The sequence below is a fragment of the Bradyrhizobium sp. Tv2a-2 genome, assembly GCF_000472425.1.
Taxonomy (GTDB): Bacteria; Pseudomonadota; Alphaproteobacteria; order Rhizobiales; family Xanthobacteraceae; genus Bradyrhizobium.
The window spans coordinates 1-25,532 of sequence record NZ_AXAI01000009.1; the positions used below are offsets into that span (position 1 = coordinate 1).

Sequence of the window (25,532 nt, forward strand, 5' to 3'; positions counted from 1 at the left end):
ATGAACCTGATCGTCAACGCCGTCGAAGCATTAAGCTCGGTCAGCGAGGGGGCGCGAGAGCTGGTGATCACCACCGGTAAGGGCGAGCCGGACGGCATGCTCGTCGCAGTGCTGGATTCGGGTCCAGGTCTGAGTTCATCGGATCTCGAGCGCATCTTTGAGGCCTTCTACACGACAAAGNCTGGCGGCTTGGGGATGGGTCTATCGATCTGCCGCTCCATCATTGAAGCGCATGGGGGGCGCCTATGGGCCACCGCCGCCCAACCTCGGGGCGCGACTTTTCAATTCACGCTGCCTACACAATCAAATCAGGCAGCGTGATTTGAACATTCTGCGGCGGGCCATGTGTCGCGGCCTCCCGCTGGCGGCGCTCTTCGGCCCGGGGATCGCGGCCTTCAGCTATCGAGTTGCGCCATTGGTAAGCCGTGACCCTTGCCCTCTTCAGGGAGTCGGCCGCTACTCCCTCGTCGTTCGGGTCGTAAACAAACGGCGCGATCGCAACCCGGGCCGAGCTTTTGAAGCCGGGAAACCTGCCTACGTACACAAAACTGCGCGAGGGTTCGTCGGCAGTGCCGAGCACGCGAACGCCGAGGTTGTCGGTGTGGTCATCCATGACCACGTCCCCATGGCGCACTCCATCTTTGCCCGGCTTGAGGGCTCTGATAGTTCTTGGAGAGAGCCGCTTGCGCATCAGGCGCCTCCTGCAACAGGTAAATTACAAAGGTCAGAAATCAGGACTTAAGCGGCAACGTCATGGCAACATTTTTCGCGAAATCATAAGAAATCCATGGTAACAGAAAGATACGCTTCGCAACGTGAAACGCAGGTAAATCAGGACGATGGTGCAATTGATTGCATCTGTTCTAAATCGAAGAAAACCGTTCTAGATCTGGAATAGAACAAGAGGACAGAAATGGTCAGCGCCTTCGTAGCCGGCAATTACCGGTTCATTCCTGCGGTGTTTCAATATTCGAGCGGTGCTGCCGCGGATCAGGGCTTTGAGATCGAGCGCGTGCGCTTCGATCGCCTCGTGCCGCTGGCTGAGGGCTTTGCGCAAATTGCAAACTATATCCGGGCCGCGGGCCGGCAGCTGACATCGTTCTGCGCCTGCGAGCTGCGCTCGCCGGCTGCCTTCACCGACGAGGGCTTCCGCGCCTTCAACCTGCATTATGTGAAGACGCTGGCCGAGTGGGGCATCTATGACGGCACCACCAATCCGGTTGCGCGCAGCAATGTCTGTCCGGAGATCGATCCACCGGCCGAGCCGTCGTTCTACGCGTTTTCCTTCACCCGGCCGAGCCAGACCCCGTCGCCGAGCTTCGTGATCGCCGGCAGCGCCGAGGCGCGCGAGGGCGCCGGTCCCTATGCGGAGCGCATCGTGCGCTACCGCGATCTTTCGCCCGACGGTGTGCGGGACAAGGTCCGGTTCACCACGGGTGCGATGGAGCAGCGTCTCGCTGCCTTCGGTTTCGGCTGGAAGGACACGACCGGTGTGCAGGCCTATTCCATCCGCGATTTCCATCCAGTGCTCGCCGACGAACTCGTCCGCCGTGGCGCGACGCGTTCGGGCCTGACCTGGCACTTCGCGCGTCCGCCGGTGATCGACCTCGAATACGAGATGGATTGCCGCCGCGTGTTGCGGGAGGTGGTGATTTGATTGCGCCTTGGCGGCTGGGAAACACCTCTCACCGGCGGGAGAGGTGTAATCCGCGGAGAGGCTTCGCTGCCTGAAGCTCACCGCTCCCTTGGATCAAGCGCGTCACGCAGGCCGTCGCCGACCAGGTTGAGCGACAGAACCACGAGGAAAATCGCAAGCCCCGGCCAGACCGCCATCCAGGGTGCGTTGGTGAGAAAGCGCTGTGCGGCATTGAGCATGCTCCCCCAGGACGGCGCAGGCGGCTGCTGGCCCAGCCCCAGGAACGACAGCGCGGCCTCGGCAATGATCGCGGCGGCAATCGACAGCGTGGCTTGCACGAGCAGCGCGGGAAGGATATTCGGCAGAATGTGCATCACGGCGATCCGCCACGGCGGATTGCCGATTGAGCGTGCGGCCTCGACATAGTCTTCGACCTTGACGCCCATCACCTGGGCGCGGGTCAGGCGAATGAAGACCGGCGTCGCGGAGACGCCGATCGCGATCATGGCATTGCCGAGGCTTGGCCCTAAGAACGCGGCAAGCGCGATTGCCAGGATCAGGAACGGACAGGCCAGCATGGCATCGGTGATGCGGCTGATCAGCGCATCGATAAACCCGCCGCGGTAGCCGGCGAGCAGGCCGAGTGGCACGCCGATCGACATCGCAATGGTCACCGAGATCAGGCCCGCGAGCAGCGAGGCGCGGGCGCCGTAGATGACGCGGGCCAGTATGTCGCGGCCGAGTTCGTCGGTGCCGAACCAGTGAGGCGGCGACGGCGGCTTGCGCACCAATGTCCAGCTGGTTGCCACCGGATCGTAGGGCGAGACCAGCGGCGCCAATAGCGCAAGCAGGATGAAGGCCGCGACCACGACGAGGCCTGCGACCGCTCCCTTGCGTTTGAGCAGCCGCCGCAGCGCGCGGCGCGCCGGGCTCTCCAGCGTCTCGTCGGCACCAGCCGCAATGGCGGGGAGGGCGGCGTCGCTCATCTGGCTAGCCCCTCAGTCGCGGGTTGACGAGGATATAGGCGATGTCGGCGACCAGGTTCAGCGTGATGTAGATGGTCGCCGTCACCAGCACCACGCCCTGCACCACGGCATAGTCGCGGTTGAAGACGGCGTCCACGATCAGCTTGCCGAAACCCGGGATTGTGAAGATCTGCTCGGTCAGCACCGCGCCTGACAACAGCGTGCCTAGTTCGAGCGCACCAAGCGTGATCACTGGCGTTAGCGCGTTGCGCATCGCGTGCTTGAGGATCACCGAGCGTTCGGACAGTCCCTTGGCGCGCGCCGTGCGCACATAGTCGCTTTCCAGCACCTGCAGCATGGCGCTGCGGGTGTGCCGCATCAGGATCGCCGCGATCGCATTGCCGAGCACGAAGGCCGGCATGATGGTAGAGGCGAGGCTCGCGCGCCAGTTCTCCGACAGCGGCACATAGCCGGAAGCCGGCAGCCAGCCGAGCTTGATGGAGAAGAAGAAGATCAGCAGGATGCCGAGCCAGAAGTTCGGGGTGGAAATGCCCCATAGCGCAAACAGGTTGGCGCCATAGTCCCAGGCGGTGCCTTTCCTCACCGCGGAGATGATTCCGGCGGGAATGCCGATCAGGAAGGCGATGACGATTGCCATCGCGGCGAGCTGCAGCGTGACCGGCAACTTTTGCGCGATCAATTCACGCACCGGGACCTTGATGCGCAGGGACTCGCCGAAGTCACCGGACAGCACGCCCTTGACCCAATAGACATATTGCACCGGGACCGGTTGATCGAGCCGGTAGGCCTTGCGGATCTGCGCGATCACGGCCGGGTCGTGCTCCTCGCCCGCCATCACCAGCGCGGGATCGCCGGGCAAGAGGTGCTGCAGCGAGAAGATCAGCAGCGACACAAAGAACAGCGTCGGGATCAGCTGTGCGATACGGCGGGCGAGAAAGTTCAGCATGGCGCGCGCTGGCCTCCATGCGGCGAGAGGGGAGCGCTCACTTCAGCTTCAGCCCGATCACACGGACCAGCCCGTCCGGCATCTGCTTGTAGCCTTCGAGCTTGGTCGTGTGCGCGATCAGGATCCCGCGATGATAAATATAGAGGATCGGTTCGTCCTCCAGCACGAGCTTGGTCAGCTTCTCATACAGCGCCTTGCGCTGCGCCATATCCGTGGTGAGCCGCGCATCGTCCAACGCCTTGTCGGCCTCGGCATTGCTCCAGACGCTGTAATTCTGCGGAGCGCTGGAGTGAAGGAAAATGTAGCTGTTGCCATCAGGGTCGATGCGTCCGCTCCAGTTGAGCAGATAGGCCTGGTATTCGCCGGCCTCTGCCTGTTTCAGCGAGGTCGCAAATTCCGTGACCCTGATCTTCATGTCGAACCCGGCTTCCGCTGCCATCGACTGGATCACCTGCGCAGCCGCTTCGGTCTCCGGCCCCTTCGGCACCATGAAATCGATGCTGACCGGCGGCGTGACGCCGGCCTCCTTCAGAAGCGTCTTGGCCTTCTCGACGTCGCGCGCGCGAATTGGAAAAGCCTTCTGGTAATAGGGATGATCGGGGCTGATCCATTGGTTGCCGGGCACGAACTCGCCGTTGAACACCACCTGGTTCAGCGCCTCGCGATCGATCGACAGATCCAGCGCCTGGCGCACCTTGGCCGACTGGCTGAGCGGGCCCTTGGCCTTGTCATGGCCGATATTCAGCGTGATGCCCTGGTAGCCGAGTTCATTCGCCTTTGACAGTTTCAGGTTGGGATCGGCGCGCACATCCTTGATGTCGGTGGCGAGCACGCGCTCGATCAGATCGAGCCCGCCGGATTTCAGGTTTGCCAGTCGCACCGTGGAATCGACGATGGGAAGATAGACGATGCGGTCGATGAAGACGTTGTCCTTGTTCCAGTAGTCCTTGAACTTCTCGAACACGATGCGATCCTGCTGCACGCGTTCGACGAATTTGTAGGGCCCGGCGCAGACCGGATGCAGGCCGAACTTGTCGCCCTCGGCTTTGGCGGCCTTTGGCGACACCATCATGCCGGCACGGTCGGTGAGCTGGGCGATCAGCGGCGAGAACGGCGCTTTCAGCACCAGCTTGACGGTGAGGGGATCGACGATATCGACATGGTCGAGCGAGGCAAGCTCGGGCTTGCGGAACGAGCCCTGCATCGTCAGATGCCGCTCCAGCGAGAATTTGGCGGCCTCTGCGTCGAACGGCTCGCCGTCCTGGAACTTGACGCCGGGCCGCAGCTTGATGGTGACCTCCTTGCCGTCGGCCGAGGTCTCCTGCGACAGTGCAAGCTGCGGCACGATGTTGAGCTTGTCGTCGATGTCGAACAGCTTGTCGCAGAAAGCGGCAAACACGATGCGGCCGACATAGGTGCGCGCCAGGGTCGGATCGAGGATGTCGGGATCCTCGGCAAGGCCGATGCGCAGCGTCGTCTCCGCTTGCGCGGATGCCGTGAATGATAATAACAGAACCGCCAGTGCCAGCACCATCCGCCACAACTTCATCGAACCGGTCCCTCTCTCAAGCGCCCGCCCGCGGGCTTGCACTGACTATATCAACCCCACCGCGCGCGGGTCCTTCCGTCGAAAGGCTGAAAGCCGCGACCAGTTTCTCCAGCGCCGGCGAGAAGCCGCCGTCGTGCGGCACGACCGCGTCGGCCGGCGGCAGTTCCGCAACGCGGTGGCACGCGGTCGCGTGTCCAGTGCTATCGGCGATCAATGCGGGGCCTTCAACGCGACAGCGCTCGACGACGTAGGCGCAACGGGAGTGAAAACGGCAGCCCGTTGGCGGATTGAGCGCGCTCGGCAGCTCGCCCTGCAGCACGATGCGGCTGCGCTTTGCCTGCGGCTTGGGTACGGGGATCGCCGACAGCAGCGCCCTTGTATAGGGATGGCGGGGTGCTGCGAACAACGCATCCGTCGCGGCCGTCTCGACGATCTGGCCGAGGTTCATAACCGCGACGCGGTCGGCGATGTGCTTGACCACGGCGAGGTCATGCGACACGAAAATATAGGCGAGCCCGAGCCGCTGCTGCAGATCACGAAGCAGGTTCAGGATCTGCGAGCGGATCGAGACGTCGAGCGCGGACACCGGCTCGTCGCAGATGATCAGCTTCGGCTCGACTGCAAGTGCTCGCGCAATGGCGATACGCTGGCGTTGGCCGCCGGAAAATTCGTGCGGATAGCGGCGCGCGACCCGCGGCTCGAGCCCGACCATGCGCAGGATCTGCTCGACGCGCTCGCGCCGCGCAGATGCAGGGACGAGATTGTGCAGTGCCAGCGGCTCGGCCAGGACCTGCCCGACCGTCATACGGGGATTGAGCGAGGCATAGGGGTCCTGGAAGATCAGCTGGGCCTTGCGACGGAAGGCGCGCAACTCGGTCGCGGTGAGCGCGAGCAGGTCGCGTCCCTCGAAGCGGATCGCGCCAGCGTCCGGCTCGATCAGGCGCAGCGCCAGCCGGCTCACGGTCGACTTGCCGCAACCGGATTCACCGACCAGTGCCAGCGTCTCGCCTGCCTTGACGGAAAAGCTCACGCTTTCCACTGCACGCACGAAAGCGGTCGGCCGGCCGAACAGCGAACGCGTGGCCGGAAAGCGTTTGACCAGGCCGTCGGCTTCGAGCAGCGCGGTCATGACACCAGCCTTTCCAGCGGTGCCTTGACGCAGCGCGAGTCGTGGCCAGGATTGACCTCGACCAGCGGCGGCGGCGCCTCGGTGCAGACGTCGCTGACGAACGGGCAGCGCGCCGCGAAGCGGCAGCCGGTCGGCGGCCTGGTCATGTTCGGCACCATACCCTCGATGGTGGCGAGATGATCGGTACGGCGGTCGAGCCGCGGGATCGAGCCGAGCAGGCCGACGGTGTAGGGATGCTGGGGCGCTGCGAACAGCTCATCGACGGAAGCGCGTTCGACGATCTCGCCGGCATACATCACAGCGACCTCGTCGCAGACTTCGGCGACGACACCGAGGTCGTGCGTGATCAGGATGATCGCAGCGCCGCTTGCCGCTTTCAACTCCCGCATCAGCTCAAGGATCTGAGCCTGCAAGGTGACGTCGAGCGCCGTCGTCGGCTCGTCCGCGATCAAGAGGCGTGGATCGCAGGCGAGCGCCATCGCGATCATCACGCGCTGGCGCATGCCGCCCGAGAGCCTGTGCGGATAGTCGTCGATGCGCTTCTCGGGCGAGGGGATATGCACGCGGCGGAGCAATGCGATGGCGCGCTCGCGCGCGGATGGGCGTGATCCGCCGCGGTGGCGCAGGATCGTCTCGATGATCTGGTCGCCGATAGTGAAGCTCGGGTTGAGCGAGGTCATCGGCTCCTGGAAGATCATGGCGAGCCGGTTTCCGCGCAGGTCGCGCAGCGTCGTGTCCGCTGTTTGCAGCAGATCGAAGCCGTCGAAGCGGATCGCGCCCGACACATTGGCGGAGCGCTTGGGCAACAGGCCCATGATGGCGAGCGAGGTGACGCTCTTGCCGCAGCCGGATTCGCCGACAAGGCCGAGCGTCGCGCCGGGAGCCAGCTTGAGGTCGAGCGCATCGACGGCATGGGTGACGCGGCCGTCGTCGCCATGGAACAGGACGCGCAGGCCCTCGATCTCGATCAGCGGGCTGGCCGTCATTGCTTGCTCGCTCGCGCTGCTTCGACACCGGCGTCTATGATGGCGCGATCGGTGATCCCGGCGGGATGGGCACGGGAGGGAAGGAACTGGCGGAAATGCGCCCAGCGCTCGCGGCTGACCTGCTCCAGCCGTTCGAGCTCGGCAAGCGGGTCGGGATGGTCGTCGACGCGCAGGTCGAGCGCCGGCCAGTCCTCGGTGTCATGGATCAGCAGCGCCGCCGATTGCTTGCCGCGCTGGTCGCCGCCGGCCGCTTCGCCCGCGTGCATCGCCGCGAGCAGCCGTCGCGCAAAGGGCAGATGCGCGTTGGCGACAAATGCCTTCGCCGTATCGTCCAGCACGCCACGGCCCGCGAGCATGTTGCCGGCAATCGAAAAGCCGTCGCCCCGGACGTGACCGCACCAGTCGATGCATTCGCGCCCTGTATGTGCGGCGATCCGCCCCGCCGTGTCCAGAATGTGGAGCTGCCGGGTCGCAGCGCCGCTGTCGGCAGCGATCAGGGAATCGAGGATATCCTGCGGGCTCTTGCCCTCGTGCAGCAGCTTCAGGCCATCGATGCCGTAATAGGGATTGACCAGCGCCTGGGTTGCGATGCCGCCGATGCCAGGTGCGATGTGCGGCACCAACGCACCGACCGCGAAGAATTTGGTGGCGACCGCGATGCCGATCTGGGCGGTGGCACTATCCTTGGCGATGATCGACCAGGTCATCTTGCGTGTCCATCAGGTGGTCTATCAGCGTCCTGCGGCATAGCCCTGCATGCCGCGCGGATTGGCGGCGGCGCGACGGCGGCGGCCGACGCGGGAGGCTGCGGTGAGGCGGCCTTCGGACCAGTCCGGGCCGATCTCGACAACGTGGCCGCGCCGCTTCAGTTCATCGACGGTTGCCTTCGGCACGCGGTTCTCCAGGACGAGCACGCCGGGGCGTGCGGTACGCGGCCAGAACGAGATCGGGAAATGCTCGGAGTGCCAGGCCGGCGCGTCGATCGCTTCCTGCAGGTTCATCTTCGCATGCACATGGCGCAGGAAGAATTGCGTGATCCACTGGTCCTGCTGGTCGCCGCCGGGCGAGCCCCAGGCGAGATAGGGTTCACCGTCGCGCAGCGCCATCGAGGGCGACAACGTGGTGCGCGGACGCTTGCCCGGCGCGAGCGCGGCGGGGTGGTTCTCCTCGAGCCAGAACATCTGCGCGCGGCTGCCAAGGCAGAAGCCGAGTTCGGGGATCACGGGTGAGGATTGCAGCCAGCCGCCGGAGGGCGTTGCCGAGATCATGTTGCCGGCTGTGTCGATGATGTCGAAATGCACGGTGTCGCCGCGTACCTCGCCGAAGCGTCCCACTGTAGGTTCGCCGGCGCCCATCGCGCCCACCGCCTCGCGATGTCCCTCGGCGGGGCGCAGCTTGACGACCGCGCCAAAGCCTTCGACCGCGCCCGGGATGAATTCGAGCGAGGCCTTGTCCGAAATCAGCTTGCGGCGTTCGTCATTATAGGCGTCCGACAAAAGCGTCGCGATCGGAATGTCCGTGAACTTGGGATCGCCATAGAAAGTCTCGCGGTCGGCATAAGCGAGCTTGGCGCATTCGATCTGGAGGTGGATGAAATCCGGACCTGTCGGATCGAGCCCGTCGAGCTGGAAACCCTTGAGCAGCGCGAGTTGCTGCAGCATCACCGGGCCCTGGCTCCAGACGCCGGCCTTGCAGACCGTGTAGCGGCCGTAGTCGTAGGTCAGCGGCGCCTCGATAGTCGGCTGCCAGCGCGCCATGTCGTCGGCCGAGAGCACACCTTTGTGCGGTGAGCCCGAGACGTCCATCACCTCTTGCGTCCGGCAGAATTTGTCGATCGCCTCCGCCACGAAGCCTTTGGACCACGTGGCGCGCGCCCGTTCGATCTGGGCGACACGGTCGCTGCCTGCGCTCTCCGCCTCGTTGAGGATGCGAGTGTAGGTCTCGGCGAGCTGCTTGTTGGTGAAGATGGCGCCGGGCGTCGGCACCTGGTTGTTGGGCAGATAGACCGCGGCCGAGGTCGGCCAGTGCTTGCGGAACAATTTCTCGACGGTCTGGATGGTGGCGCAGGCGCGCTCGACCAGCGGGTAGCCGTCGCGGGCATAGACGATCGCCGGCTCCAGCACATCGCGCAGCCGCAAGGTGCCATAGTCGCGTAGGAGCAGCATCCATGACTCGAAAGTGCCGGGCACGCAGGCAGCCAGCAGTCCGGTGCCGGGCACCATCTCCAGGCCCTCGCTCTTGTAATGGGCGATGGTGGCGCGCGCCGGTGCCGGACCCTGACCGCAGATCACCTCGGCACGGCCGCGTTTGACGTCGTGGACTATGATTGGCACGTCGCCGCCGGGACCGTTGAGATGCGGCTCGACCACCTGCAGTGTGAAGGCAGTGGCGACACCGGCGTCGAAGGCGTTGCCGCCCTTTTCCAGCGTCGCCATCCCGACCGCGGTTGCGATCCAGTGGGTCGAGGTCACGACCCCGAACGTGCCCTCGATTTCGGGCCGGGTCGTGAACGGATCGGGATTGATGTTACTGGCCATGACGTATCCATTATTTGGCATGCAACGTGAGCGAGCGCACTTGATCACAGCCGCGGCTGGCTGCCAACTGGCGCTGCCGCATGCCGCCCTCGCAACCACGTAATCATGCCGGGGCGGGCGCGGTGTGGACGGCGTGGCAGGCGACGCCGTCAATCAGCTCCGGCGCCTCCCTGCGGCAGAGATCGAAGGCCAGCGGGCAGCGCGGGTTGAAGGCGCAGCCGTTCGGCGGATCGATCGGATTGGGGATCTCGCCCTTGACCGGAATGCGCTGGCGGCCGGACATCGCGAGGTCCGGCACCGCGCCGAGCAGCATCTTGGTGTAGGGCATGCGCGGGCGGCTGAACAACTCGCGCCCATCCGCGATCTCGACAATGCGGCCGAGATACATCACGCCGATGCGGCTTGCCATGTGGCGGACCACCGCGAGGTTGTGGCTGATGAAGAGGTAGGTCAGGCCAAACTTGTCCTGCAGGTCGCGCATCAAATTGAGGATCTGCGCCTGCACGGAGACGTCGAGCGCCGAGGTCGGCTCGTCGCAGACGATGAACTCGGCCTCGGACGACAGCGCACGCGCGATCGCAATGCGCTGGCGCTGGCCGCCGGAAAATTCATGCGGGAATTTCAGGCCGTCATCGGGGTGCAGGCCTACCAGGCTCAACAGCTCGCCGACCCGCTCCCTGATCTGGCGCTCGCCCTGGATCAGGCCGAAGGCGCGGATCGGCTCGGCGATGATGGCATCGACCCGGAAGCGCGGATTGAGGCTCGCATAGGGGTCCTGGAACACCATCTGGATGCGGCGACGCAAGACTTTTCGCTTCTGAGCCTGCCGCGGGTCGGTCATCGATACGCCGTCGATGACGACATCGCCGGAGCTCGGCGGCAGGAGGCCGACGACCATGCGCGCGACCGTGGTCTTGCCCGAGCCGGATTCGCCGACCAGCGCGAAGGTCTCGCCCTTTTTGATGTCGAAGGAGACGCCATCGACGGCCTTGAGATATTCGAGATGGCCACCCTCGATCACGCGGTTCAGCCACGGCTTGGAGACGTCGAAGACGCGGCGCAGCTTCCTGATCTCGACAAAGCTCATGCTGCGTTGTCCGTGACCTTGATATCGTAGAGGTGGCAGGCGACGGCCTGCGCGCCACGTGCAAGCGGTTCCGGACGCTCGACGCGGCAGCGGTCGAAAGCGGCGTCACAGCGCGGATTGAAGGGACAGCCGGGAGGAATCGCGGACAGCCGGGGCATGGCGCCGGGAATTTGCACCAGCCGGTGGTCTTCGCCTGTCAATGTCGGGATCGCGCCCATCAGCCCCTTGGCGTAGGGATGCAGCGGACTCTTGATGACGTCCTGCACCGGACCGATCTCGGCGATCCGTCCCGAATACATCACTGCAACACGGTCGCAGGTCTCCGCAATGACGCCCATGTCGTGGGTCACCAGCATCACCGCCGTGCCGTGATCGCGGCCGAGCCGCCTGATCAGGGCGATGATCTGGGCCTGCACGGAGACGTCGAGCGCCGTGGTCGGCTCGTCGGCGATGATCAGTTCCGGCTCGGCGCAGATTGCGAGCGCAATGACGACGCGCTGGCGCATGCCACCGGAAAATTCGTGCGGATAGCCATCGATGCGCTTCTCCGGCGCGGGAATGCCGACCTCGGCCAGCAGGTCGATGGCGCGTTTGCGCGCGGCCTGCTCGGACAGCGACAGGTGGGTCCGGATCGTCTCCACGATCTGGTCGCCAATCCGGTATAGCGGATTGAGGCTGGTCAGCGGATCCTGGAAGATCATGCCGATCCGCTTGCCCCGGATCTTGCGCATCTCCTCAGGCGGCAGGTTGTCGATGCGCAGGCCCGACAGGCGGATCTCGCCGCCCGCGATGCGCCCGGGCGGATCGATCAGTCCGATCACGGCCGAACCCGTGACTGATTTGCCGGCGCCGGATTCCCCGACCACGCCTAGCACCTCGCCCTTGGTGATGTCGAAGGACACGCCATCGATGGCGCGCAGCGCATGGCGGCGGGTCTTGAACTCGACCTGAAGATTGCGCACTGAAAGCACGGGTTCGGTCATGTGGTTGGCGTCACCTGAGCTTCGGATTGAGCGCGTCGCGCAGCCAGTCGCCGAGCAGATTGATCGAGAGGATCAGAGCCGCCAGCGCAATGCCGGGGAAAGCGACGATCCACCATTCGCCGGCGAACAGATAGTTGTTGCCGATCCGGATCAGGGTGCCGAGCGAGGGCATGGTGTCGGGCATGCCGGAGCCGAGAAAGGACAACGTGGCCTCGGTGATGATGGCGAGCGCCAGGTTGATGGTGGCGATGACCATGATCGGGCCCATGGTGTTGGGCAGCACATGGCGCAACATGATCACCGGTGCCGGCAGCCCGATCAATTGGGCCGCCGCGACATAATCCTTGTTCTTCTCCACTAGCACCGAGCCGCGCACGGTGCGGGCATATTGCACCCAGAAGCTCAGGCCGATGGCGAGCACCAATACGCCAAGCATGCTCACGGCATCAAGCCGGTTGCTGAACACCGATTTGGCGATCCCATTGACGAGCAGCGCGATCAGGATGGCGGGGAAGGTGAGCTGCACGTCGGCAATGCGCATGATGAGGCTGTCGACCGCGCCGCCGACATAGCCGGCGACCAGCCCGAGCAGGATGCCGAGCGCGCCGGAAAAGGCGACGCCGAGGAGACCCACGATCAGCGAAATGCGCAAGCCGTAGAGGATTGCGGAGAGCATGTCGCGGCCCTGCTCGTCGGTGCCGAGCAGGAACGGGCTCTGGCCATCGGCGGTCCAGAGCGGAGCGATTCGCGAGTTCATCAGCTGCAGCTGCGCCGGATCGAACGGGTTCTGCACCGCGATCAATGGCGCGAAGATCGCGGCCAGGAAAAACAAAAGCGTCACGGCGGCCGCGAGCATCGTGAGCCTGGAGCGGCGGAAGGAATAGAGCAGGTCGCTCTGGAGCAGGCGCTCGAGCCAACCGACGGCGGAGGCTGCCGCGGGGGCGGCGCTTTCGGCTTTCTGTGGGACGACGGCATCGCTCATGCGTCAGGCCGGGCGGCTGATGGTCGCGCGCAGGCGCGGATCGACGATGGTGTAGAGGATATCAACCACCAGGTTGATCGTGACGAAGATCAGAGAGACCATCAGCAGATACGCGGCCATGATCGGGACGTCGACATTTTGCACGGCTTGCACGAATAGAAGGCCCATCCCTGGCCATTGGAACACGGTTTCGGTGATGATCGCAAATGCAATTACCGAGCCAAACTGCAGGCCGGTGACGGTGATGACGGGAACCAGCGTGTTCTTCAGCGCGTGACCGAAATGAATGGCGCGCGTGGTGAGCCCGCGGGCGCGGGCAAAGCGGATATAGTCGGTGCGCATCACCTCCAGCATCTCGGCGCGCACCAGCCGCATGATCAGCGTCATCTGGAACAGCCCCAGCGTGATCGAAGGCATGATCAGGGCCTTCAGGCCGGATATTGTGAGCAGGCCGGTGCTCCACCACCCGAACTTGACGACCTCGCCGCGGCCGAAGGAGGGCAGCCAGCCCAGCGTCACCGAGAACAGATAGATCAGGAGGATGCCGATCAGGAAGGTCGGCAGCGAGATGCCGATCAGCGAGATCGCCTGGAACGCCTTGGCCAGAAAGGAGTCGCGGCGCAGCGCCGAATAGACGCCCATCAGGATTCCAAACACCATAGCGAGGATGGTGGCGCAGGTGGCAAGCTCAAGTGTCGCCGGCATCCGCTCCTTCAACAGGTCGGCGACGGGCAGGCGGAACTGGTAGGAAATGCCGAATTTGAACTGCAGCGCATTGACGAAATAGCGCACGAACTGCACCAGCACCGGATCGTTGAGCCCGAGTGATTCCCGGATCGCGGCGCGTTGCGCGGCCGAGGTGTCGATCGAGACCATCTGGTTCACGGGATCGCCGGCGAAGCGGAACATCGAGAAAGCGATGATCCCGACCGCAATCATGACGGCGACGGCCTGGATGGCCCGGCGAAGAGTGAAAGCGAGCATCTTTTTTCTTTCACTTCCCTTCAAGGCAGGTCGCGATTGCCTGCCAGAAACGACAAGTCCCGGAAGCCTGCGCTTCCGGGACTTCCAACGACACGATCACTTACTCTTCCTGTTTGCTTGCCCAGTAGAGCAGAACCTGGTTGTCCGCGCGCTGGGTCAGTTTGACCTTCTTCGAGACGCCCCAGGACAGCGACTGCTGGTGTAGCGGGATGTAGGCCCAGTCCTTGAGCGAAATTTCGAAGGCCTGCTTGATCATCTGGTCGCGTTTGGCCGTATCGCTCTCGACCAGGATCTTGTCGGTCAGCGCATCCAGCTCCTTGTTGCAGTAGCCGCCGAGATTGGCCTCGCCGCGGGTGGGGTCCTTGGCATCGTCGCGGCAGCCCAGGATATCGTGCAGCACGTTGTGCGAGTCGCCGGTGGCCGGCGTCCAGCCCAGCAGGAAGAGCGAGGTCTTGTAGCCGCCGGGCTTCAGCACCTTGGCGAAATACTGCGCCTTCGGCTGCGCCAGCAGGTCAACCTTTATTCCGATCCGCGCGAGCATGCCGACCACGGCCTGGCAGATCGCGGCATCGTTGACATAGCGGTCGTTGGGGCAATCCATGGTGATTTCGAAGCCGTCCGCATAGCCCGCCTCGGCCAGGAGCTTCTTGGCCGCGTCGACATCGGTTTTTGGCCGCGTGAAGTCCTTGGACAAGGCGTAGAACTGCGGCGCGATCATCAACGCCGATGGCGTCGACAGGCCCCGCATCACGCGCGTCTTGATCAGGTCGACATCGATCGCCTTGTAAAAGGCCTCGCGGACGCGAACGTCCTTGAACGGGTTCTTGCCCTTGACGCTGGAATAAAGCAGCTCGTCGCGGGACTGGTCCATGCCGATGAAAATCGTGCGCAGCTCCGGCGCGTTCATCACGGTGGCAATGCCGCTGGAGTTCACGCGCTGGATGTCCTGGATTGGAACCGGTTCGACCACGTCAACTTCGCCGGACAGGAGTGCCGCGACGCGCGTTGCGTCCGAGGCGATCGGGGTGAAGACGATTTCTTTCAGATTGTGCTCGGGCTTGCCCCACCAGCCCGGAAAAGCCTTGAACACCGTCTTCACGCCGGGCTGGTGGCTCTCGATGGTGAAGGGGCCGGTGCCGTTCTCGTGCAGCGCGGCATAGCTCGGCGTGGTCGCGGAAGCCGGCGTCGGCGCGACGGCATCGTGCTCCTGGCACCATTTCTTGTCCATGATGTACCAGCTATCCCATTGCGAAGTCAGAATGGGGTTCGGCGAGGCGAGCATCACATCGACCGTATAGTCGTCGACCTTTACGAACTTGGCATCGGCGGGAACGTTGGACAGGAAGTTGGAGCCGTTGGCGCGGACGCGATCGGCCGAGAACAGCACGTCGTCGGCGGTAAAGGGATCGCCATTGTGGAACTTGACACCTTTGCGGAGGTGGAAGCGCCAATGGAGCGGATCCAGCGTCTCCCAGCTTTCCGCCAGTGCCGGGACGATCTTCAGATCCTTGTCGCGACCGACCAGGCCCTCATAGACATGGGCGTGGTGCGCGATGGTCGTGGTTTCCTTCAGCGTGTAGGGATCGAGCGATTTGAGCTCGCCCTGGTTGGCGTAGCGTAGCACCTGGCTCGACGCCGGCGAGACCGCAAAGGCAACCATCGCGGCGCAAGCCGCTGCAAGCAGGTTTTGGCGTACCGACATTTTGTTACCGTTCTCCGCGGATGGTGCTGGCTCGAGGCGCTGCTAGCCCAGCGGCAGCGACCTTGCAAGGATCAAGCCATGTTGGATCGAGTTTTGGTGTCAGGCAAGCGTGGATTTCCCCGGCCAACCAGCGGGTTGGAAGAACCGCCTCGCGGTGGGGTTGCAGCCTCGCGCAAGCCGCGTTACCGCGACATTCGACTTTCGGCGCGTCGCCCGGTGATGCAAGGAAAGAGGTGCGACGCAGCATGCCTCACCTTGCGTCGGGTGGGCTATCGCGGCGATACTGCCAAAGGCCATCACAGCGGGGTCAAGAGATGAAAGTTAATATCGAGATAGACTGCACGCCTCTGGAGGCCCGGCAATTCTTCGGACTTCCGGATCTCTCCCCGATGCAGACGGCGGTGATGGACAAGCTGCAGCAGCAGATGATGTCTAATATCGAGAAGATGGCGCCGGAAGCCTTGATGCAGAACTGGCTCAGTTTCGATCCCAGGCTGACCGAACGCTTCCAGGACATGTTCGTGGCCATGGCCGGCCTCGGCAGCTCCCGCACGAGCGACAAGAAGAAATAGCCTCTGGTGGGCGCCGCCCTGAGGTTCTGATTCCCGGAATACCACGTGTTTCCGCGAGACCCCGCCCTGCGGCTTTCCGCACGCGGGGCCGTGCCGATTTGCCATTGCCTAATCAGGGCCGGACCATGCACAATTGCCTCTCTCACGAAAAGCGCCGCAAGAGCGCCAGTGATATCGACGGGAGGAGCGCACTATGGGTGACGGCAAGAAACTGTCCTCGCTGGACGCGTCGTTTTTGTATCTGGAGACGCCGGAGATGCCGATGCACGTCGGCAGCATGGCGATCTTCCGGCTGCCCGACGGCTACAAGGGCGACTTCTTCGAAGAATTCAAGGCGATGATCGCTTCTCGCCTGCACATCGCGCCCATCCTGAAAGCGCGGCTGGAGAAGGCGCCGCTCGACATCGACCATCCCTCCTGGGTCGAGGACGATCAGTTCGACATCGACCGCCATATCTTCCGCGCGAGCCTGCCGGCGCCGCGCGACCGCGCCACGCTCGAGCGTATCGTCGGCTGGATGCATGCCAAGTTGCTCAACCGCGCCCGCCCGCTCTGGGAGTTCTATGTCTTCGAGGGCATGAAGGACAACGAGATCGGCCTTTATTCCAAGATGCATCATGCCTGCATCGACGGTGGTGCGGGGGCCGCGCTGACCAACATGATCTATGACGTATCGCCGATTCCGCGAGAGGTCGATCCGCCCACGGCGAAGGCCAAAGTCGGGCAGGAGCCGCGCGATATCGCGGCCAACCTGCTCGATTCCTACCAGCAGCTCTGGACTCAGCCGCTGGATGCGGCCGCCGCCAAGAGCCTGGAACTGCCGCGCTCGGGCAAGAGCGACCTCGGCTCGATCCTGTTCGACAATGCGATGTACCAGATCGAAAGCGCGGTGCGCTTCGCCGGCAGCCTGCCGGCCATGCTCAAGAGCGTGTCGGATATCGTGGGTAAGGTCTCCGACCCGAAGTCGCGGCAGAGCCTGTCCAGCATGATGTCGCCACCGACCATTCTGAACAAGACGATTTCATCGGAGCGCAGTTTTGCCGGCACCTCGATCTCACTGTCGCGGGCGAAGGCGCTCGCCAAGCAGGCCGGCGGCAAGCTGAACGACGTGGTGCTCGCGCTCGCCTCCGGCGTGGTGCGGCGCTATCTCGTGCAGCAGGGTGCGCTGCCGGCGAAATCGCTGACGGCGGCGGTGCCGATCTCGCTGCGCGAGGAGGGCAATGCCGACGCCAACAACCAAGTGTTCGGTATGATCTGCTCCATCGCCACCAATGTCGAGGATCCCAAGACGCGGTTGGAGACGATCATTGTCCAATCCAGCAAGGCCAAGGAGATGTCGCATCCGCTGCGCGCGGTGATGCCGCAGGTGTCGAACATCTCAATGCTGGGTACGCCGATCCTGGTGCAGATTCTGGCGCTGCTCTACAGCCGCTCCAACCTGCCGGACGTGCTACCGCCGTCGGCAAACATCACGGTGTCCAACGTGCCTGGGCCGCGGCAGACGCTCTACGCCGCAGGCGCCGAACTGTTGCATATCTTCCCGGTGTCGATCTCGACCCACGGGATCGCGCTCAACATCACCGTGCAGAGCTATCGCGACCAACTCGATTTCGGCTTCATCGCGGGCGCCAACATCATTCCACATGTACAGGAATTGTGCGACATGTTGCCGGACGAGTTTGCCGCGCTGGAGGCGGCTTTCGCGCCGCCGCCGGCCGATGTCAGGGGCGCGGCTGAGTAGCAGCTTGGGAGCAGGGATAAGCGTTGATGATAGAAATGCCACCACTTCAATTCGCCCAGACGAACGGGATTCGCATGGGCTTCTATGAAGCGGGCCCGAACACCGACAACCCGCCACTCGTGCTGTGCCATGGCTGGCCGGAGATTGCGTTTTCCTGGCGCCATCAGATCAAGGCGCTGAGCGAGGCGGGATTGCGTGTGATCGCCCCGGACCAGCGCGGCTATGGTGCGACCGACCGCCCGGAGGCAGTCGAGGCCTATGACCTCGAGCATCTGACCGACGATCTCGTCGGCCTGCTCGATCACCTGAAGATCGATAAGGCGATCTTCGTCGGTCACGACTGGGGCGGCTTTGTCGTCTGGCAGATGGCGCTGCGGCATCGGGATCGCGTGGCCGGGGTCGTCGGCGTCAACACTCCGCACACCAACCGGCTCTGGGCCGATCCGATCGAGTTGATGCGCCAGAGATTCGGCGACTCCATGTACATCGTCCAATTCCAGGACCCGGCACGGGAGCCGGACCGGATTTTCGGCAGCCGCGTGGAGCAGACGTTCGACTTCTTCATGCGCAAGCCGATGCCGCGCAACGATGCAGCGCCAGCCGAGCCGCCGGTCGGCGGCATTGGCGCCGCGCCGAATGCCAATCTGGCCTTTCCGCAGATGGTCGCGGGCTACGATCCGAGCAAGGATCCGCGCGAGCCGATTTTATCGGCGGAAGAGAAGAAGGTGTTTGTCGATACCTTCACCCGCACCGGCTTCACCGGCGGCATCAACTGGTATCGGAATTTTTCGCGCAACTGGCAGCGCTCGGCCGATCTCGATCACACCGTGCGCGTGCCATCGCTGATGATCATGGCCGAAAACGACCGCGTGCTGCCGCCGTCGGCCGCCGATGGTATGGTCGTGCCGGATCTGGAGAAATATCTGGTGCGAGACAGCGGCCACTGGACGCAACAGGAAAAGCCGGATGAAGTCAGCGCCAAGCTGATCGAATGGCGCAGAAGGCGGTTTGGGTAAATACGGACAGGCTCTGTCCACGTTATTGTGAGCGAAGCGAAGCAATCCAGACATCCCACCGAGCAGGCCGCTCTGGATTACTTCGTCGCTTCGTTTCTCGCAATCACGGCCGAGAGGCAATGGGAGACGACAGCTACAATGGCGCCGAAGAACAGGCTTGATCCTATACCGCAGCCGCCGCCCAAGCCGATGGTCGGCAACATGCTGTCGCTGGATTCCTCCGCGCCGATCCAGGACCTGACCCGGCTCGCCAAGGAGCTGGGGCCGATCTTCTGGCTCGATATGCGGAACTCGCCGATCGTGTTCGTCTCCAGCCACGAACTGGTTGACGAACTCAGCGACGAGAAGCGGTTCGGCAAGGTGGTGCGCGGTGCGCTCCGGCGGGTGCGCACGGTCGGCGGCGATGGCCTGTTCACCGCCGACACCCACGAGCCGAACTGGAGCAAGGCGCACAACATCCTGCTGCCACCGTTCGGCAACCGCGCCATGCAGTCCTACCACGCCAGCATGGTCGATATCGCCGATCAGCTGGTCAAGAAATGGGAGCGGCTCAACGCCGACGACGAGATCGACGTCGTGCACGACATGACTGCGCTGACGCTCGACACTATCGGGCTCTGCGGTTTCGACTACCGCTTCAATTCGTTCTACCGGCGCGACTACCATCCCTTCGTCGCCTCGCTGGTGCGCTCGCTCGAAACCATCATGATGACCCGCGGGCTGCCGTTCGAGAACATGTGGATGGCCAGGCGCAATCGCGATCTCACCGCCGACGTCGCCTTCATGAACAAGATGGTCGACGAGATCGTCGCCGAACGGCGCAACGCCGCCGAAGCCGCCGACGACAAGAAGGACATGCTGGCGGCGATGATGACGGGCGTCGACCGCACGACCGGCGAGCAGCTCGACGACGTCAACATCCGCTACCAGTTCAACACTTTTTTGATCGCCGGCCACGAGACTACGAGCGGTCTGTTATCCTACACGATCTACGCGCTCCTGAAGCATCCCGAGGTGCTGAAGAAGGCTTATGAGGAAGTCGATCGCATCCTCGGGCCCGACGCGAACGCAAAGCCGACCTATCAGCAGGTCACCCAGCTCACCTACGTCATGCAGATCCTGAAGGAGGCGCTCCGGCTGTGGCCGCCGGCGCCGGCCTTCGGGATCGCGCCGCTCAAGGACGAGACCATCGGCAGTGGGAAGTACAAGCTGAAGAAGGGCACCTTCATCTCCATCCTGGTGACCGCGCTGCATCGCGACCCCGCAGTCTGGGGACCCAATCCCGACGTCTTCAACCCCGAGAATTTCAGCCGCGAGGCGGAAGCCAAGCGCCCGATCAATGCCTGGAAGCCGTTCGGCAATGGCCAGCGCGCCTGCATCGGGCGCGGCTTCGCCATGCATGAGGCGGCACTCGCGCTGGGTATGATCCTGCAACGCTTCAAGCTGATCGACGCGCATCGCTACCAGCTTCACCTGAAGGAGACGCTGACCGTCAAGCCCGAAGGCTTCAAGATCAGGGTGCGCCTGCGCGGCGACAAAGATCGCGGCGCTTATGCAGGGCCGGCTCCCGTAGCGGTGTCCACCGCCGCGGCGGCGCCGCGCGCCCGCACGCGTCCGGGCCATAACACGCCGCTGCTCGTGCTTTACGGCTCCAACCTCGGTAGCGCCGAGGAACTGGCGACGCGGGTTGCCGATCTCGCCGAGGTCAATGGCTTTGCCACCCGGCTCGCGCCGCTCGATGAGGTCGTCGGCGATTTGCCGAAACAGGGCGGCGTTCTGATCTTCTGCGCCTCCTACAACGGTGCCCCGCCCGACAACGCCACGCAATTCGTCAAATGGCTGGGCTCCGATCTGCCGAAGGATGCCTGCGCGGGCGTCAATTACGCCGTGTTCGGCTGCGGCAACAGCGACTGGACTGCGACCTATCAATCGGTCCCGCGCCTAATCGATGAGGCGCTGGCCTCCCATGGCGCACGCGCCGTCTATGGTCGCGGCGAAGGGGATGCGAAGAGCGATCTCGACGGCCAGTTCGAGCGCTGGTTTGCGCAACTGGCGCCGGCAGCGGTGAAGGCCTTCGGCCTGGATGCCTCCTTCAGCCGGAGCGCCGACGACGAGCCCCTGTACAAGGTCGAGCCGGTGGCGCCGAGCGCGGTGAATGCTGTGACCGCGCTTGGCGGCACCGCGCCGATGAAGGTGCAGGTCAACCGCGAACTGTTGAACAAATCGGGCGCCAATGCCTCGGAACGTTCGACGCGACATATCGAGGTGGAGCTGCCCTCGGGCATGAATTATCGCGTCGGTGATCATCTCAGCGTGGTGCCGCGCAACGATCCCGCGCTGGTCGATGCCGTGGCGCGCCGCTTCGGCTTCCTGCCGGCCGATCAGGTCAGGCTGCAGGTCGCCGAGGGGCGTCGCGCGCAGCTACCGGTCGGGGACGCGGTCTCGGTCGGCCAATTGTTCTCTGATTTCGTTGAACTGCAGCAGGTCGCGACCCGCAAGCAGATCCAGATCATGTCCGAGCACACAAGCTGCCCGGTGACCAAGCCGAAGCTGTTAGCGTTCGTCGGCGAGGACGACGCCTCGTCGGAGCGCTATCGGAGCGAAATACTCGCGAAGCGCAAGTCGGTGTTTGACCTCTTGCAGGACTATCCCGCGTGCGAGCTGCCTTTCCACATCTACCTCGAAACGTTATCGCTGCTTGCGCCGCGTTATTATTCCATCTCGTCCGCGCCGTCGGCCGATTCCGCGCGTTGCAGCATCACGGTCGGGGTGGTCGAGGGGCCGGCGGCCTCGGGGCAGGGTGTCTTCAAGGGCGTCTGCTCGACCTATCTCGCCGGCCGGCGCGCAGGCGAGAGCGTCCATGCGGTGGTGCGCGAAACCAAGGCCGGCTTCCGCCTGCCGGAGGACAATTCGGTGCCGATCATCATGATCGGCCCTGGCACCGGGCTCGCGCCATTCCGCGGCTTTATGCAAGAGCGCGCGGCGCGCAAGGCGAACGGTGCCGCGCTGGGACCTGCCATGCTGTTCTTCGGCTGCCGGCACCCCGACCAGGATTTTCTCTATGCCGACGAATTGAAGGCGTTTGCAGCTGCCGGCATTGCCGAGTTGTATACGGCTTTTTCGCGTGCTGATGCGGAGAAGACGTATGTGCAGCATGTGATCGCCGCCGAGAAGGAAAAAGTCTGGCGCCTGCTCGAGCAGGGCGCGATCGTCTATGTGTGCGGCGACGGCAGCCGCATGGAGCCGGATGTGAAGGCGACTTTGGTTTCGATCTATCGCGAGCGCGCCGGTGGCGACCTTGCGGCGGGCCAGCGCTGGATCGAGGAGCTTGGCACGAAAAACCGCTATGTGCTGGATGTGTGGGCGGGGGGATAGTTGTCGTCCGGTCGCGCTTCGCTAGGTCGGGACGACGAACTATTGTTGGGCGAGCCTACCCCGCCTTCCCCGTAGCCTCCTTTGCATGCGCGCTGATGGCGCCGACGATTTCCGGCCACATCTCGACCGGCGTCGCATGGCCCATGCCCTCGACCATCATGAGCTTCGCGCCGGGGATTGAGGCTGCGGTATCCGTGCCTGCGAAAGGGTGGACCAGTGGATCGACGGTGCCGTGAATGACGAGTGTCGGCGCGGTCACCGCACGCAGGCGCTGTTTGCGGCTGCCGGAGGCGAGGATCGCGCGCAACTGCCGCGCCGACCCGTCATAGTGCAGGCCGCGCTCATATATTCGCTCGGCGCGGATGAGGTCGCGCGCCTCGTCCAGCGGGAATTGCCCGACCCGCAGCAGCTTCCAGGTTTGCACAAAGCGGGTGAAAAACTCCTCCTTGGTGCGGGGCGTCGGCCGCATCAGCAACATCGCGGCTTCGCGGGTCGGCGGCGGAACTTTCGGATTACCCGCCGTCGACATGATCGAAGTCAGCGAGCGCACGCGCTCTGGAAACGAAATCGCCACTTCCTGGGCGATCATGCCGCCCATCGAGGCGCCGACCAGATGCGCCGATGGAATCGACAGCGCATCCATCAGCGCGACGGTATCCTTGGCCATATCGAGCAGCCGGTAGGGCGCTTCCACCGGAATATTGAAAAGTCGGAGCTTGAGCAGCTCGAGCGGACTCACGCGCTTGCCGCCCGAAAACTTCGAGGATCGGCCGATGTCGCGGTTGTCGAAGCGGACCACGCGGAACCCGCGCGACGCGAGCTCGGCGCAAAAGAGATCGTCCCACAGCACCATCTGCGCGCCGAGTCCCATGATCAGGACCATCGGCTCGGCATCGTCGTCGCCGAAAATCTCGTAGCAGATGTCGATACCGTTGGCGCGGACGAACCGCTCGCCCTGAGAGATGGCTGAGCTCGCGTCTAGCCGCTGCGTTTGCTGGTCCATTGCATATTGCCTTGGCAGGTCACCGTTAGCGGTCTCTATGACATGCTTTCCCGCAGCGCAGAAGGCTTTCGAGCGTGCCCCGTGTCGTGCAAGCGGCGCGCGATGTTGACCGCGTCCTCGCAACGGTGTGGTATGACCGAAAAAGAAGGGCCGTGAAACCCCCGGGGAACACTGAGGAGGATGCATGTCCGACAAGATCACCGATCCTGTCGTGTTGTGGCAGAAGATGCTCGGCGAGATGGAGAAGGGATTTAACTCTCTCGCCAACCAGGCGTTGGCGTCGCCGCAATTCTCCAAGGCGATGAACCAGGCCGGTGGTGTCACGGCGGGCGCGCACAAGCAGCTCGGCGACATCATGGAGAAATACTTCATCAGCATGAACATGCCGAGCCGATCCCAGATGGTCGGCGTCGCAGAGCGTCTGCAAACGATCGAAGGCCAGCTCAACGACATCAAGCTGCTGTTGCAGGAGATGCAGAAGCAGACCGGTACAATGCGCCCGGCTTCGGCTCCTGCCAGGCCGCCGCGCACCCGCCAGCCGCCCGCCGCATCGTTGCCTTCGGGGGATAAGACATGAGCGCGGCGCCGACCCTCGATCTCGCCTCGATCCCTGATCGGATCCAGTCCGAGGTGCAGCGCGCGATTTTGCGCAGCGTCAAGGGCGTCGAATATTTTGCCTCATCCGGGCCTGCGCTTGGCTCCACGCCGAAGGATATTCTTTCGATCCGCGGCACGATGCGACTCTATCACTACCGGCCGCTTGCGGACGAAATCTACCGCGTGCCGATCCTGATCGTGATGGCGACCACCAACCGGGGCTACATCATGGACATGGTGCCCGGCCAGAGCTTCATCGAGTTCCTGCTCAAGCGCGGCTACGACGTTTACATGCTGGACTGGACTGCGCCCAAGCCGGAAGAACAGTCCTTGCGCATGGAGGACTACGTCCTCGATTTCATTCCGCATTGCCTGAGGCTCGTGCAGGAGGATTCCGGCGAACAAGACGTTAACGTGATCGGCTACTGCTTTGGCGGTGTGCTGTCGCTGCTCTACGCTTCGATCCACCCCGATGGGCCGGTGAGGAGCCTGATCTGCTTCACCACGCCGATCGACTTCCGCGAGATGACGCTGTTCCAGAATTTCTCCGACCGCCGCTATTTCGACGTCGACCGCCTGGTCGATGCGGTCGGCAACGTGCCGCCGGAAATGATCCTGTCGTCCTTCGAGATGCTGCGCCCGGCCTCGCGCGCGATCACCCAGATCCAGCTTTGGGACAACATCTGGAACGACGAATACGTCAAGTCTTACCGGATGTTCGACCGCTGGGCGACCGACACGCTGCCGCTGGCCGGCGAATATTTCCGCGGTATCACCAAGGACCTGATGTGGGACAACAAGCTCTTCAACGGCACCATGTCGGTCGGCGGTCGCGGTGCTGATCTGGCGAAGATCAAGGTGCCGCTCCTGCATGCGGTCGCCGAGCACGATCACATCGTGCCTTACGAGGCGGCGAGGCATCTGATCCCGATGGTCGGATCAAGCGACAAGGAGGAGGTGATCCTCAAAGGCGGTCACGTCAGCCTGGTCGCAGGCGCCAATGCGGTGAAGCGGCTGTGGCCGAAACTGGATAGCTGGCTTTGTGGGCGATCGACATGAACGAAACACGTGACTATCCGCGCATGGTGGAGACGGACGCCGGCGAGATCGAGCTCCGCTTGATGACGCGCGCCGATGAAGACGCGGTGCTCGCCTTTGCCCGCAAACTGCCGGCGCATGATCTGCTCTTCCTGCCGCGCAATATCAGCGAGCCGAAGGTGCTCTCGGCCTGGATCCACGAGATCGAGCGCGGTGAGATCACCAGCCTGCTCGCGATCTGGGGAGAAAGCGTGGTCGGCTGCGGCACCGTAGTGCACGATCCACATTCCTGGTCGCCCCATGTCGGCGAAATCCGGATGGTGGTCCTATCGGAGGTCCGCGGCACCGGCGTCGGTCGGGTGCTCTCGCAGGAGACCTTTGCGCTGGCACTGGGTGCGGGGCTCGAAAAGCTCACCGCGCAGATGACGGTCGACCAGAAGGCTGCGATTGCGCTGTTCGAAAGCCTGGGCTTCAAGGCCGAGGCGCTGCTCCGCGACCATGTTCGGGATGCCGCCGGCAAAAAGCACGATCTCGTCGTGCTTGGGCACAATGTCGCGCAGTTCCTGGCCCAGATGGAGGCCTATGGAGTGCCAGGGGCGGTGCGGTCCTGAATACCGCCTGCTGAGCCGGCAGATCGCCCAACATCAAGACGTATCACTATTTGGTGATGCTGCTATGCAACA

23 protein-coding genes are annotated in these 25,532 nt (G+C 63.7%); 9 read left to right on the forward strand and 14 right to left on the reverse strand.

The features are described 5' to 3' along the window. The gene (locus tag A3AI_RS43180; protein ID WP_024520042.1) at positions 1-321 is read left to right on the forward strand and encodes an ATP-binding protein; all 321 of its coding nucleotides are present in this window, start codon (positions 1-3) and stop codon (positions 319-321) included. Here the strand turns inward: A3AI_RS43180 and A3AI_RS0119810 are convergent. Further along, on the reverse strand, positions 296-691 hold the full coding sequence (locus tag A3AI_RS0119810) for an integrase arm-type DNA-binding domain-containing protein (RefSeq protein ID WP_024517234.1): 396 nt from the start codon (positions 689-691) through the stop codon (positions 296-298). The genes A3AI_RS43180 and A3AI_RS0119810 overlap by 26 nt on opposite strands. 222 nt (positions 692-913) lie before the next feature. Between A3AI_RS0119810 and cnbZ the strand changes: the two genes are divergently transcribed. Then, positions 914-1,657: a 2-amino-5-chloromuconate deaminase CnbZ gene (cnbZ, locus tag A3AI_RS0119815; protein WP_024517235.1), complete on the forward strand. Its 744-nt coding sequence runs from the start codon at positions 914-916 to the stop codon at positions 1,655-1,657. A 77-nt stretch (positions 1,658-1,734) separates the two neighbouring features. On the opposite strand, the gene A3AI_RS0119820 is transcribed toward cnbZ, so the two are convergent. From A3AI_RS0119820 to A3AI_RS0119880, 12 genes are all read right to left on the reverse strand, one after another. Continuing rightward, complete coding sequence (locus A3AI_RS0119820) at positions 1,735-2,622, reverse strand: ABC transporter permease (protein ID WP_024517236.1); 888 nt, start codon at positions 2,620-2,622, stop codon at positions 1,735-1,737. Positions 2,623-2,626: 4 nt separating this feature from the next. After that, the gene (locus tag A3AI_RS0119825) at positions 2,627-3,568 is read right to left on the reverse strand and encodes an ABC transporter permease (protein ID WP_024517237.1); all 942 of its coding nucleotides are present in this window, start codon (positions 3,566-3,568) and stop codon (positions 2,627-2,629) included. Positions 3,569-3,605: 37 nt separating this feature from the next. After that, complete coding sequence (locus A3AI_RS0119830; RefSeq protein WP_024517238.1) at positions 3,606-5,117, reverse strand: ABC transporter substrate-binding protein; 1,512 nt, start codon at positions 5,115-5,117, stop codon at positions 3,606-3,608. Between the two features lie 16 nt (positions 5,118-5,133). Further along, a complete protein-coding gene (locus tag A3AI_RS0119835; RefSeq protein WP_024517239.1) occupies positions 5,134-6,246 on the reverse strand; it encodes an ABC transporter ATP-binding protein in 1,113 nt (370 codons plus the stop codon). Next, positions 6,243-7,232, reverse strand: coding sequence for an ABC transporter ATP-binding protein (locus A3AI_RS0119840; protein WP_024517240.1), 990 nt, complete (start codon positions 7,230-7,232; stop codon positions 6,243-6,245). Before A3AI_RS0119840 ends, A3AI_RS0119835 begins: the two co-directional genes overlap by 4 nt. Then, positions 7,229-7,939, reverse strand: a complete 711-nt coding sequence (locus tag A3AI_RS0119845; RefSeq protein WP_024517241.1) for a DUF1028 domain-containing protein — start codon at positions 7,937-7,939, stop codon at positions 7,229-7,231. The genes A3AI_RS0119840 and A3AI_RS0119845 overlap by 4 nt, the downstream gene beginning before the upstream one ends. A gap of 24 nt (positions 7,940-7,963) precedes the next feature. After that, positions 7,964-9,769 carry a gamma-glutamyltransferase family protein gene (locus A3AI_RS0119850; protein ID WP_024517242.1) on the reverse strand — a complete coding sequence of 602 codons (1,806 nt, stop codon included), beginning with the start codon at positions 9,767-9,769 and terminating at the stop codon, positions 7,964-7,966. Between the two features lie 103 nt (positions 9,770-9,872). After that, positions 9,873-10,856 (reverse strand): ABC transporter ATP-binding protein, encoded by a 984-nt coding sequence (locus tag A3AI_RS0119860; RefSeq protein WP_024517243.1) that lies wholly within the window; start codon positions 10,854-10,856, stop codon positions 9,873-9,875. Further along, positions 10,853-11,839 (reverse strand): ABC transporter ATP-binding protein, encoded by a 987-nt coding sequence (locus A3AI_RS0119865; RefSeq protein ID WP_024517244.1) that lies wholly within the window; start codon positions 11,837-11,839, stop codon positions 10,853-10,855. The genes A3AI_RS0119860 and A3AI_RS0119865 overlap by 4 nt, the downstream gene beginning before the upstream one ends. A 10-nt stretch (positions 11,840-11,849) precedes the next feature. Next, positions 11,850-12,821, reverse strand: coding sequence for an ABC transporter permease (locus A3AI_RS0119870; RefSeq protein ID WP_024517245.1), 972 nt, complete (start codon positions 12,819-12,821; stop codon positions 11,850-11,852). A gap of 3 nt (positions 12,822-12,824) precedes the next feature. Next, entirely contained in the window at positions 12,825-13,805 is a 981-nt protein-coding gene (locus A3AI_RS0119875; RefSeq protein ID WP_024517246.1) for an ABC transporter permease, read from the reverse strand. A gap of 100 nt (positions 13,806-13,905) precedes the next feature. After that, positions 13,906-15,507, reverse strand: coding sequence for an ABC transporter substrate-binding protein (locus A3AI_RS0119880; RefSeq protein ID WP_024517247.1), 1,602 nt, complete (start codon positions 15,505-15,507; stop codon positions 13,906-13,908). Between the two features lie 314 nt (positions 15,508-15,821). Between A3AI_RS0119880 and A3AI_RS0119885 the strand changes: the two genes are divergently transcribed. The 4 genes from A3AI_RS0119885 to A3AI_RS0119900 all read left to right on the forward strand — a co-directional run bounded on the left by A3AI_RS0119885 (position 15,822) and on the right by A3AI_RS0119900 (position 22,211). Then, positions 15,822-16,079 carry a DUF6489 family protein gene (locus A3AI_RS0119885; RefSeq protein WP_024517248.1) on the forward strand — a complete coding sequence of 86 codons (258 nt, stop codon included), beginning with the start codon at positions 15,822-15,824 and terminating at the stop codon, positions 16,077-16,079. A 193-nt stretch (positions 16,080-16,272) separates the two neighbouring features. After that, the gene (locus A3AI_RS0119890) at positions 16,273-17,820 is read left to right on the forward strand and encodes a wax ester/triacylglycerol synthase family O-acyltransferase (RefSeq protein ID WP_024517249.1); all 1,548 of its coding nucleotides are present in this window, start codon (positions 16,273-16,275) and stop codon (positions 17,818-17,820) included. Positions 17,821-17,846: 26 nt separating this feature from the next. Further along, positions 17,847-18,836 carry an alpha/beta fold hydrolase gene (locus A3AI_RS0119895; RefSeq protein WP_024517250.1) on the forward strand — a complete coding sequence of 330 codons (990 nt, stop codon included), beginning with the start codon at positions 17,847-17,849 and terminating at the stop codon, positions 18,834-18,836. 138 nt (positions 18,837-18,974) lie between these two features. After that, positions 18,975-22,211 (forward strand): bifunctional cytochrome P450/NADPH--P450 reductase, encoded by a 3,237-nt coding sequence (locus tag A3AI_RS0119900; protein WP_024517251.1) that lies wholly within the window; start codon positions 18,975-18,977, stop codon positions 22,209-22,211. A gap of 55 nt (positions 22,212-22,266) precedes the next feature. Here A3AI_RS0119900 and A3AI_RS0119905 read toward each other — a convergent pair whose 3' ends face one another. Beyond that, positions 22,267-23,214: an alpha/beta fold hydrolase gene (locus tag A3AI_RS0119905; RefSeq protein WP_024517252.1), complete on the reverse strand. Its 948-nt coding sequence runs from the start codon at positions 23,212-23,214 to the stop codon at positions 22,267-22,269. A 184-nt stretch (positions 23,215-23,398) separates the two neighbouring features. Here A3AI_RS0119905 and A3AI_RS0119910 point away from each other — a divergent pair, with 184 nt between their 5' ends. The 3 genes from A3AI_RS0119910 to A3AI_RS0119920 are packed head-to-tail and all read left to right on the forward strand — an operon-like array spanning position 23,399 to position 25,460. Next, the gene (locus tag A3AI_RS0119910) at positions 23,399-23,791 is read left to right on the forward strand and encodes a hypothetical protein (protein ID WP_024517253.1); all 393 of its coding nucleotides are present in this window, start codon (positions 23,399-23,401) and stop codon (positions 23,789-23,791) included. Continuing rightward, complete coding sequence (locus A3AI_RS0119915; RefSeq protein WP_024517254.1) at positions 23,788-24,870, forward strand: PHA/PHB synthase family protein; 1,083 nt, start codon at positions 23,788-23,790, stop codon at positions 24,868-24,870. Before A3AI_RS0119910 ends, A3AI_RS0119915 begins: the two co-directional genes overlap by 4 nt. Continuing rightward, a complete protein-coding gene (locus A3AI_RS0119920) occupies positions 24,867-25,460 on the forward strand; it encodes a GNAT family N-acetyltransferase (RefSeq protein WP_024517255.1) in 594 nt (197 codons plus the stop codon). Before A3AI_RS0119915 ends, A3AI_RS0119920 begins: the two co-directional genes overlap by 4 nt. The last annotated feature ends 72 nt before the right edge of the window (positions 25,461-25,532 follow it).